Source organism: Lagierella sp. (genome assembly GCF_029983815.1).
Lineage (GTDB): Bacteria > Bacillota > Clostridia > Tissierellales > Peptoniphilaceae > Mediannikoviicoccus.
Map to the genome: position 1 here is coordinate 1 of NZ_JASBYU010000030.1, position 10,396 is coordinate 10,396.

At 36.2% G+C, this 10,396-nt stretch carries 9 protein-coding genes; 6 read left to right on the forward strand and 3 right to left on the reverse strand.

Going from position 1 to position 10,396, the window contains the following annotated elements:
• Positions 1 to 47: 47 nt before the first annotated feature.
• Genes Q1K37_RS08120 through Q1K37_RS08130 form a run of 3 tightly spaced genes read right to left on the reverse strand, consistent with a single transcriptional unit; the run spans position 48 to position 3,034 of the window.
• Positions 48 to 695, reverse strand: coding sequence for an HAD hydrolase-like protein (locus Q1K37_RS08120; RefSeq protein ID WP_300411182.1), 648 nt, complete (start codon positions 693 to 695; stop codon positions 48 to 50).
• Positions 696 to 703: 8 nt separating this feature from the next.
• On the reverse strand, positions 704 to 1,444 hold the full coding sequence (locus tag Q1K37_RS08125) for an amino acid ABC transporter ATP-binding protein (protein WP_300411184.1): 741 nt from the start codon (positions 1,442 to 1,444) through the stop codon (positions 704 to 706).
• On the reverse strand, positions 1,445 to 3,034 hold the full coding sequence (locus Q1K37_RS08130) for an ABC transporter permease subunit (protein WP_300411186.1): 1,590 nt from the start codon (positions 3,032 to 3,034) through the stop codon (positions 1,445 to 1,447).
• A 181-nt stretch (positions 3,035 to 3,215) separates the two neighbouring features.
• Between Q1K37_RS08130 and Q1K37_RS08135 the strand changes: the two genes are divergently transcribed.
• The 6 genes from Q1K37_RS08135 (at position 3,216) to rlmD (ending at position 10,377) form a co-directional block, all read left to right on the forward strand.
• Complete coding sequence (locus Q1K37_RS08135) at positions 3,216 to 3,773, forward strand: CD3073 family putative ECF transporter S component (RefSeq protein WP_300411188.1); 558 nt, start codon at positions 3,216 to 3,218, stop codon at positions 3,771 to 3,773.
• Positions 3,773 to 4,258 (forward strand): CD3072 family TudS-related putative desulfidase, encoded by a 486-nt coding sequence (locus tag Q1K37_RS08140; RefSeq protein ID WP_300411190.1) that lies wholly within the window; start codon positions 3,773 to 3,775, stop codon positions 4,256 to 4,258. The genes Q1K37_RS08135 and Q1K37_RS08140 overlap by 1 nt, the downstream gene beginning before the upstream one ends.
• 139 nt (positions 4,259 to 4,397) lie before the next feature.
• Entirely contained in the window at positions 4,398 to 5,249 is an 852-nt protein-coding gene (locus Q1K37_RS08145; protein ID WP_300411191.1) for an aminoglycoside 6-adenylyltransferase, read from the forward strand.
• A 44-nt stretch (positions 5,250 to 5,293) separates the two neighbouring features.
• The gene (locus tag Q1K37_RS08150) at positions 5,294 to 7,597 is read left to right on the forward strand and encodes an ATP-dependent DNA helicase (protein ID WP_300411193.1); all 2,304 of its coding nucleotides are present in this window, start codon (positions 5,294 to 5,296) and stop codon (positions 7,595 to 7,597) included.
• Between the two features lie 14 nt (positions 7,598 to 7,611).
• Positions 7,612 to 9,000, forward strand: a complete 1,389-nt coding sequence (locus Q1K37_RS08155; RefSeq protein ID WP_300411195.1) for an MATE family efflux transporter — start codon at positions 7,612 to 7,614, stop codon at positions 8,998 to 9,000.
• Between the two features lie 30 nt (positions 9,001 to 9,030).
• Complete coding sequence (rlmD, locus tag Q1K37_RS08160; RefSeq protein ID WP_300411197.1) at positions 9,031 to 10,377, forward strand: 23S rRNA (uracil(1939)-C(5))-methyltransferase RlmD; 1,347 nt, start codon at positions 9,031 to 9,033, stop codon at positions 10,375 to 10,377.
• Positions 10,378 to 10,396: the final 19 nt, after the last annotated feature.

Here is a 10,396-nt window from a genome sequence, read left to right on the forward strand (position 1 = left end):
AACACAGGTTCATAAACGATGCTTTTTTAATGCCTTATTACAAGTTGTTAATTTTCTTCAACTATATCATATATCTCCATAGGTCGGTCAACAATAAAATTTGCCTTTGCATTTATAAGTTCTTCCCTGCTGCCAAAACCATAGGTTACACCAATAGTTTTAAGTCCCCACTTAAGTCCGCCTTCAATGTCATAAAACCTATCTCCCACCATAAAGGAATTTTCTATGTCTATGGTGTAATTGTCTAGACAATGCTTTATAATGTCGTCCTTATAGATAAGGCTACCATCTAAGCTTGCTCCAGCAATATAGTCAAAGTAACTATACAAGTCGAAATGCTTTAAGATTTCAATGGCAAAGACTTCAGGCTTAGAAGTTGCTAGAAGTATGTCGTGACCATTTTTCTTTAACTTTTCAAGAAGTTCTTCTATTGCATCATAGGGTCTATTTTCAAACTTACCCTTGTCACTATAGTAAACTCTATAGGTGTCTATGGCCCTTTGTGTGTCGATGTCTGAAAAATTAAAGTGGGTTTTAAAGGAGTCTGATAGAGGTGGGCCAATAAAGCTGTTTAAAATATCCTCTTTATAGTCTAAAACGTTCATTTGATTGAGCGCATATCTTATGGCGTTTTTAATCCCTTCTCCCGAATCTGTCAAAGTTCCATCTAGATCAAAAAGTATATATTTCTTCATTCGTCCTCCTAATTTATTATCCTTTGTAAAAACTCCTTGGTTCTATCAAATTTAGGATTTTCAAAGATATCCTCTGGAGATCCCTCTTCCAATATTATACCCTTGTCCATAAAACAAACCCTATGGGAAACATCCCTTGCAAAGTCCATTTCATGGGTTACAACTGCCATGGTCATACCGGATTTTGCAAGATTTTCCATAACTTCAAGCACTTCGCCTACAAGTTCCGGGTCCAAAGCGGAAGTTGGTTCATCAAATAAAAGGACTTCTGGCTTCATGGAAAGTGCTCTTGCAATGGCAGCTCTTTGTTTTTGTCCACCAGAAATCTGTGAAGGCTTTGCATCTTCCCTTTCCTTAAGTCCTACCATTTCCAAGTACTTCTTAGCGGTTTTTATAGCCTCTTTTTTATTTACCTTATTTACTTTTACTTGACCGATTACACAATTTTCTAAAATCGTCATATTTTCAAAAAGATTGAACTGTTGAAAGACCATTCCCACCTTAGAACGATACTTACATAGGTCAAACTTTGGCTTTAAGATTGACTCTCCATGGTATAAAATATCTCCGCCAGTAGGTTCTTCTAAAAGGTTAATACATCTTAACATGGTGGATTTTCCCGAACCAGAAGGCCCGATTATAGAAACAACTTCTCCCTTTTTAATATCCAAATTAATGTCCTTTAAGACCTTAACTTCGCCAAATTCCTTTTTTAAATGGGAAAGCTCTAAAATAATTTCATCATTCATCTAATTTCCACCTCCTGTAACGGATTCTATCTTAAAGTTTTTAACCTTAAATAACCTATACTCTAAAAATCTTATAAGTCTTGTCATAGAGAAAGTTATTATAAAGTAGATTACCAATATTATAATATAGGTTTGAAAATACTTGTTGGTAGTACCAGAAACGGATCTTGAAACAAAGAATAGCTCTGTTACAGAAATTACAGATAGTACCGCCGTATCCTTTAAATTTACCACCAACTCGTTTCCTATGGACGGAATGATATTTCTTACAGCTTGAGGAATAATTACATGTCTCATGGCCTGTCCATGGGTCATCCCCAAAGCCTTACACCCTTCCATTTGTCCTGGGTCAACGGAGTTGATTCCTCCACGAACTACTTCAGAAAGGTAGGCACCGGTGTTGATGGAAACCACCACAAAAGCAGTTACCATGGCGTTTGTCTCTATGTCAAAGAGATAAGGAATTCCGTAGAAGATAAGAATTGCCTGCACCATCATAGGAGTTCCTCTAAAAATTTCCACATAGGCAGCAAGTATAAAATCTACTAGCTTTTTTAGAATATAACTTAACTTGTTTTCCTTTTTTACCCTAAGACTTCTAATTACAGCAACTATAAGTCCTATGAAAAATCCAATAGTTGTTGCGACTATGGCAAGGGCTAAAGTTACTCCTATTCCCTTTAAGAAAAGAAGCTTGTATTCCGACCAGATGTCCTTTACATCAGTCCAAAATCCGGTCTTTGCATCATCCCCAGACTCTGTCTGAAGTAGGACCTTTTCTTCCATAATCTTCTCCCGTTCATCCTCGCCAATACCTTCGAGTACTTTATTTACCTTATCTGTTAAAGGAGTTTGTTTTCTAAGACCAACAGCAATAGAAGTGTCCTCGGCAGAAGTGTTAAACTTACCGCCTTCTTCAAACTCTACAAAGGTCAAGTCCTTGTCTGCTGTGGTTGCAGAAAGAGCTCCTGGTCTTTCAGACACATAGCCATCAATTTTTCCCGTCTTGGTATTTAATATCAAAGTTGAAAAGGAGTCTAGGGGATCCTGCTTGTCCACACCCTCTATCTGGTCGATGACCTCATAGTGAAAAGTGTTAAGCTGAGCAGATATCTTTGCTTTTTTAAAATCCGAAATGGATTTTGCCTTTTCAAAGGGACTATTCTTCTTTACCACAATCACCAAGTCGGAGCTATAATAATTTGTAGAAAAGTCTATTTCCTTTTTTCGCTCCTCAGTAGGGGACATTCCTGCAATAATCCCGTCGATTTTTCCAGATTGTAGGGCAGGAATAAGTCCGTCCCACTCTATTTTTAAGATCTCCAACTTTAGTCCAAGTCCATCGGCAATCTTTTTTGCCATAGCCACATCATAGCCGTTGGCATATTCACCAGGACTATTGGAAATTGGGTATCCTCCATTTTTATCATCCACTTGGGTCCAATTGAAAGGCGCATAATTAACTTCCATCCCCACTCTAAAGACGCCATCGGTAGTTACCTCGGCAGCTTTAGCAATATTGTGGAAAGAAGAAAGCACCATCAATATTCCCAAGAAGACAAGTTCTAGTCTTCTAATTATATTTTTCATTTTCTCCTCCAGATTATAAAATTGGTACTATTATAACATAAAAGCGTAAAAAATAGATAAAAAGTGGCAAAATTGGACATATTAATTCCAGAAAATCGATTTTTAATCAATACTTCTTTACATTTTTCAAATCTAGTATATACTTTAATCAACCGGACAAAATTAATAAAAGGAGAAAAAAATGAATAACACTTCAAAAGTTTCAAGTACTAGAAAAATGGTGCTTTCTGCCATGTTCATAGTACTCAATATCGTACTTAGTATAGTTGTTGGAGCAATAAAAATACCACTGCTATTTTTAGACACCATGGGAACTGTCTTTGGAGCAGTATGGTTTGGTCCAATTTGGGGGATGATTATTGGAGGACTTACCAATGTACTTCTAGCGGTAATGAAAAACCCTAAGGACTTGCCCTTTGCCCTCGTGAACATCGTAATAGGACTGGTAGTAGGTTTAATAGCCCGTAAATTTAAATTTGATTTGAAAACAGCCATCATTACAGGACTTATCCTAGCTGTAGTAGCTCCACTAATAGGAACCCCAATTGCCGTCTTTGTATATGGAGGACTAACAGGAGACTTTAACGATATATTCTTTACAGCTTTAAGACAAGGAGGAACTGAAATCTTTTCAGCAGCCTTTATTCCAAGGATAACTTCAAACATAGTGGACAAGGTTCTAACCTGTGTACTAGTGGCTTTGACATTGCCTAAAATTAAAAAGGGGCTAGGCAGGTGATGGACCTAAGGAAGAAGAAAGTAGTTTTTCTTTCCCACTGCATATTAAATCAAAATACCGTAGTAGAACCCTTGGCAAGGGCTAAAGGAGGATTTAATAAGATAATCCAAGAGATATTAAAAGAAGATATAGGAATTCATCAAATGCCCTGTCCGGAAAATGAATTTCTTGGCCTTGATAGAAATCCAATGACCTATGAAGAATATGATAAGTTAGAAGGATATAGACATCAGTGCAAAAAAATTGCACAAAGAGTTTTAAAGTCTATCAAGGAATATTTAAAAAATGATTATGAGATTATAGGAATAATAGGCATACACCAAAGTCCAACTTGTTCAATAACAGGAAAGTCTGGAGTCTATATGGAAGAACTTTTAAAACAGCTAAAGGTAAATAATATAGAGCTGAGGACTATGGAAGTTTCTTCAGAATATGTAGAGGGAAAAGAGAATGATTTAAAAGAGCTTATAGAGTTTTTGTCATAACATTGATATTATTGGAATCGACCACTTTTAGGAGTGGTCGATACTATTAATGAAAGCACCATGGAATTATTTGATTAACTTACTTTTATCCATTAAAATAGTGGTAGGTGTAATGAAATAAATTGCAAGGTGTGATTTTTTGAATAGAGATAATTTAATGGGCACGCTAATGCGTATTGTCCTTGATAATAAAAACTTAACTGCCCTTTTGGAAACTGGAAGGAGAATGAACCTTTCTTTAAAGCAGGATAACATGCCAGACTATAAGATAATCATAGGGGTAAAGGATTTAAACGAAATAGGTTTACTTGAAACCTTTCAAGAATTGATTGAAAGTAGTAAGATTTTGCATAAGAAAAAGGGTCTTACCATGATGAACAACTACTTTGGAAATGTTCTCAGGTACATTGTCGTCTTGGAGGATATTACGAAAGTTGACTTTACTTTTATGAAAAACACGGATTTACAGTCCTATATCAACATTGACAGTCTTTGTAAGGTTCACTTGGACAAGGAAAGTACTCTTGTTTCAAATGCCAAGATTACAGATTCCAAGTATAGGCAGTTAAAGCCGACACAAAAGGAGTTTATATCCTGCTGCAATGAGTTCTTTATAAAGGCTATTTCAATAGCAAAGGCTCTTTATCGCTCGGATCCTTTTTATGCTTGTAACCTATTTGATGAACTTAGGTATCAACTAAATGTCATGACTACTTATTATATAGGTGCGAAATATGATTTTGCTGTAAACATTGGACCGCGTTTTAAGTCCTTTAAGACCTATTTGGAAAGGGAGCATTTTGAAAAGTTTATGGAAATCTTTCCGAAGCCTGAAAGTGAATCGGTATGGGCGGCGCTTTTCAATGCGTGTATGCTCTTTAGAAGGGAAGGTCTGGAGGTTGCTGACATATTGGACTATGACTATCCTAAAATGGCAGACCGGGATATTATAAAGTTTATTAGGGAGATTTGGAACATTTCTATACGATAATTTACAACCTTCAATGAAATATTTGAAGGTTTTTTGGTGATAATATGGAAGATTTTAAGCTATCTGTTAGGGGACTGATAGAGTTTGTTATGAGAAGTGGTGACATTGACAGTTCTTTTACTGATACTGGAAGGCTGAGAGAGGGTCAAAAGATACACTCAAAGCTTCAAAAGGAATATGGAGAGTTTTATGAAAAGGAAGTCTATTTAAAAAATGAAACTTTTCATAAGGAGCTTCTCTTCAAAGTTGAAGGAAGAGCAGACGGTATCTATAGAAAAGGTAATGAAGTTCTCATTGACGAAATTAAGACAACGACTAGACCTCTAAATCAATTGGAATACAACACAAACCCTCTACACTGGTCCCAAGCCAAGTGCTATGGATATTTTTATGCCATAAAGGAAGGCTTGGATAATATCGATATTCAACTAACTTATTACAATGTGGACGAAAAGGATATAAAGAGGATAATAAAAAACTTTTCATTTTCTCAGCTTGAAGAATTCTATTTAAATCTATTGGACCTCTACTTGGACTTCTCTATTATGATTGTAAATTTTAGAAAAAATAGGGATGAACATATCAATTCTTTGCCTTTTCCCTTTCCCGTATATAGGAAGGGTCAAAGGGAGCTTGCCGTTGCGGTCTACAATGTTTTAAAAAGTGAGACCAGGCTTTTTGTAGAGGCGCCCACTGGAATAGGTAAGACCATGTCTACAGTTTTTCCCTCTATTAAAGCTATTGGAAACAAGTTAACTGACAAGGTGTTTTACTTAACTGCCCGCACCACTACTAAGAATGAAGCAAATAAAGCTGTTTTAAGGCTTATGGACAGGGGGCTTTTGTTAAAGACTTTGACCATCACCGCCAAGGAAAAGATCTGTATCAATGATGAAGTCAAATGCAATCCTAAGGACTGTCCTTTTGCAAAAGGGCACTATGACAGGGTAAATGATGCAATTTTTGATATTTATGAAAATGAAGACGTGCTTAATATGGAAACCATAGTAAGCTATTCAAAGAAACATAAGGTTTGCCCTATGGAGTTTCAACTGGATATGGCCAATTTTTCTGACCTTATCATCTGTGATTACAACTATTGTTTCGATCCAACTGTATACTTGCGTAGGTTTTTTGAAGGTTCTGTAGAAAAGTACACTTTCTTGGTGGATGAGGCCCATAATCTTGTTGACCGTGGAAGAAGGATGTATTCTGAGGAAATTTCACTTAATATGATTGAAGAGACGGCAAGTCTCTTTGATGAAAAACATCATAGAATCCAAAAAAAGATGTTTGAAATTGCAAATTATCTAAAGACTTATAAGTCTATGTTAAGCGATAGGGGCGAATATGTTGAAAAAAATCTTGATGAAGATTTTATAACAAAGTTAAATATTACTCTAAGGGCAATTGAAAGGTTTTTAGTAGAATTTAAAGATGCATCCTATTATGATAGGGTTTTGGAGACCTACTTTGAACTAAGGCGTTTTTTCAAAATTTCCGACTATTATTCTAAAAACTATGTAACGGTGGTAAAAGAAGAGGACTTGGATATTAAAATGAAGTTTTTATGCCTTGACACCTCTCCTATTTTTAAAGACATATTAAAAAGGGCGGAAAGTACAGTGTTTTTCTCCGCAACTCTTTCTCCGATGGATTTTTATGTGGATGTATTTGGATGTAAAACTTCTACATACTATAGGTTAAAACTTCCTTCCCCCTTTGATCCTAACAATTTCAAGGTGGGCATTGCTCCAATTTCCACAAGGTACTTAGATAGGATTAAAAATTATGATATAATCACAAAGGTTCTTGAAAAGTATACCAACAGACCTGGAAATTATCTACTTTTCTTTCCTTCCTATAAATTTATGATGGAAGTCTTCGATCGATTTAATAAGAAGGATAGAAATCTGATCTTACAGGAAAAGGGGATGACGGAGATGGAAAGAGAGGCTTTTTTAAGTCGTTTCACCTTCGACTCCAACATCACTGGATTCGTTGTGCTTGGCGGGGTATTTTCTGAAGGAATTGACTTGGCTGGAAGTAGGTTAAAGGGCGTAGGGATAGTATCTGTTGGCCTTCCAGGGATTTCACTGGAGAGGGACTTAATTAAAAAGTATTATGATGAAAATGACAAAATAGGCTTTGAATATGCCTATATCTACCCAGGGATGAACAAGGTTTCACAAGGCGGAGGAAGGGTTATTAGAACTGCCCAGGACATTGGAGACTGCCTTTTGATAGACGATAGATTTTTAAAATATCCTTATAAGAACTTGATACCAAGACATTGGAAAAATATAAGAATTCTAGAAAAACCTAGGGATTTAAATTATTTTGATTGACAAGGAGAGTACTTATGCTAAAATCGCAAAACCTACTAAGGGGTGACATTACCTCTTCAATAACAAAGATGGCACTGCCTTTAATGGGAATTGCCTTTATTCAGATGGCCTATAGTCTGGTAGACCTTATATGGATAGGTCGTCTTTCCACCGACGCAGTTGCTGCAGTTGGAACCGTTGGGTTTTTTATGTGGATGGCAAATGCCATAACTTTGATAATAAAGACGGGGATGTCTGTGGAACTGGCCCAGGCCCATGGCAAGGAAGACTTAGGAGAGGTCGAAAAGATTACAGTTGGAGGCCTTCAGCTAAATCTTTTTCTATGGGCAATACTTACAACTTTATACATAGTCTTTAGAAAGGAGATTTATGGCTACTTCAACCTTGAAAAATCTGTCTTTGATCTGGCATTACAGTATCATATAATCATCTCCATAGGACTTATATTTACATTTCTTTTGCCTTTTTTCAGTTCCCATTTCTTTGCCCAGGGAAATAGTGCAACTCCTTTTAAAACCTCAATCATAGCTTTGGTTTTTAACATTATCGTAGATCCTATTTTGATTTTTGGGTTTGGTCCAATTCCTAAAATGGGAATTAAAGGAGCTGCATTGGCTACGGTTTTAGCCCAAGCCCTTGGTGTAATAATCTACTTCTATATAGGAATTAGATATGGTGAAGGGTACATGAAATTTAGCTATCTTAAAAGACTTGAATTTAAAAATGCCTTGGAAATCTTTAAGCTTGGCATACCTTCTTGTGGTCAAAGTCTTATCCACAACATCGTGTCCATAAAGTTAAACAAATACATTGCCATATATGGAGCTGTTGGAATTGCAACCTATACAATAGGATCTCAAATAGAATCCATATCCTGGATGAGTTCAGAGGGTTTTGCCACTGCCTTCACCACTTTTTTTGGACAAAATTACGGTGCAGGAAACTTCGATAGACTAAAAAAGGGTAAGAGGGTCTGCTTTAAGTTGACATTGGTCATTGGTATCATTGCAACCTTGGTTTTATGCCTTGGAAGTGGTTTTCTCTTTAAGATTTTTACACCTGATGACCCAAGGGTCATAGAGGAGGGAAGAACCTACCTTTTGATACTTGGAGCAACGACCATACTTATGGCACAGGAGATTGGAACAACAGGAATGCTAAATGGGCTGGGACTGACTAAGTATCCTGCATTTATCTCAACTATTTTCAACATAATGAGAGTACCAATGGCATTTTTATTGATGCAAATTTTTGAACTTAAGGGAATTTGGTTAACCATGTCAATTTCCCAAGCCTTGAAGGGTATCTTTATGCTTGGAATTTTTTACTATTTTGAAAACAAAACAAAAGGATTTAGAGTGGGCATGCAAAGATACAGAAAAAGGAAAGAAGATATCATTTAATTTATCCAAAAACGAAAGGTAATATAGAAGATGAGAAAGAAAAAAGAGATAGTAGGAAAGATAGAAACTCTGGAGTTTCCAAATAAATCCATACTAATTTGTGAAGGAAAATCATATGTTTTTAAGGGAGGAATTCCAGGACAAAAAGTAAAAATTGTCGCCAAGGGAAAAAAGAGGTCCTTCTATGAAGCAAAGCTTGTAGAAGTTTTAGAAAAGGCGGACACGGAGGATTATCCCACCTGTAAAGTTTTTGGGACATGCGGTGGCTGTGCTTATCAGTCCATAGACTACGATGAAGAGATAAAAATAAAAAAAGAAGGGATAAAGAGGCTTTTCAAAGATGTATATACTGGTGAATTCAAAGTAAATCCAGCTCTTTCAATCAAAGGATATAGAAATAAAATGGAGTACACCTTCGGAGACATGGAAAAAGGGGGTCCGCTGATGTTGGGACTTCACTCAAAGGGAAGATTCTACGAGATAACACCAACTCTAGAATGTAATATCGTACCAGAAGGTTTTGAAACAATAAGGCAAGAGGTACAGGAATATTTTAGAAAAACATCCCACAAGTTCTACAGAAGTAGGCTCTATATAGGACTTTTACGCCATTTGGTGATAAAATATTCTTTCAGTAAAGACGAATACATGGTAAATATTGTCACAACTTCACAGGAAGATTGGGATAGAGATAAATTTGTGGAACATTTAAAAAATATTACAATGCCAGGTAAGATAAAAACCATTATTCATACCATAAACGACAGTTTGTCAGATGCCGTAAAAGCAGAGAAGGTACAAACCCTTTATGGACCTGGGTATTTAGAAGAAGAGTTACTGGGACTTAAGTTTCACATGGGGCCATTTTCTTTCTTTCAGCCAAATCCACAGATGGCAAAAGTGCTTTATAGTAGAGCCCTAGAACTTGCAGGTGACATTTCAAATAAAACGGTATTTGACCTTTATTCAGGGACTGGAACCATAGGACAGATATTCTCTAAAAAAGCTAAAAAAGTTTATGGAATAGAGATTGTAGAAGAGGCAGTGGAAAAGGCAAAAGATACATGTAGATTAAATAAAATAGAAAACTGTGAGTTCATACAAGGTGACGTATTAGAGAAAATAGAAGAGTTAAAGGACTTAGCAGAAATAATCGTTTTAGATCCACCAAGAGAGGGAATACATCCAAAAGCCATAGAAAAACTACTGAAGATTAAACCAGAAAAATTTGTCTACATCAGCTGTAACCCAGTTACACAGGCACGAGACCTTAGAATAATGAAGGACTTTGGGTATAAAGTAGAGCAAATGGAGATAGTAGACCAGTTTCCAAGGACTTATCACGTGGAGACTGTAGTATTGATGTCAAGAAAATAGAATAACAAGCTATAAAACT

Excerpts from the sequence above, each read along its gene's own strand:
- Q1K37_RS08135 (WP_300411188.1), top strand. The coding sequence starts at position 3,216 with ATGAATAACACTTCAAAAGTTTCAAGTACTAGAAAAATGGTGCTTTCT.
- Q1K37_RS08120 (WP_300411182.1), bottom strand. The coding sequence starts at position 695 with ATGAAGAAATATATACTTTTTGATCTAGATGGAACTTTGACAGATTCG.
- Q1K37_RS08150 (WP_300411193.1), top strand. The coding sequence starts at position 5,294 with ATGGAAGATTTTAAGCTATCTGTTAGGGGACTGATAGAGTTTGTTATG.
- rlmD (WP_300411197.1), top strand. The coding sequence starts at position 9,031 with ATGAGAAAGAAAAAAGAGATAGTAGGAAAGATAGAAACTCTGGAGTTT.
- Q1K37_RS08155 (WP_300411195.1), top strand. The coding sequence starts at position 7,612 with ATGCTAAAATCGCAAAACCTACTAAGGGGTGACATTACCTCTTCAATA.
- Q1K37_RS08130 (WP_300411186.1), bottom strand. The coding sequence starts at position 3,034 with ATGAAAAATATAATTAGAAGACTAGAACTTGTCTTCTTGGGAATATTG.
- Q1K37_RS08125 (WP_300411184.1), bottom strand. The coding sequence starts at position 1,444 with ATGAATGATGAAATTATTTTAGAGCTTTCCCATTTAAAAAAGGAATTT.
- Q1K37_RS08140 (WP_300411190.1), top strand. The coding sequence starts at position 3,773 with ATGGACCTAAGGAAGAAGAAAGTAGTTTTTCTTTCCCACTGCATATTA.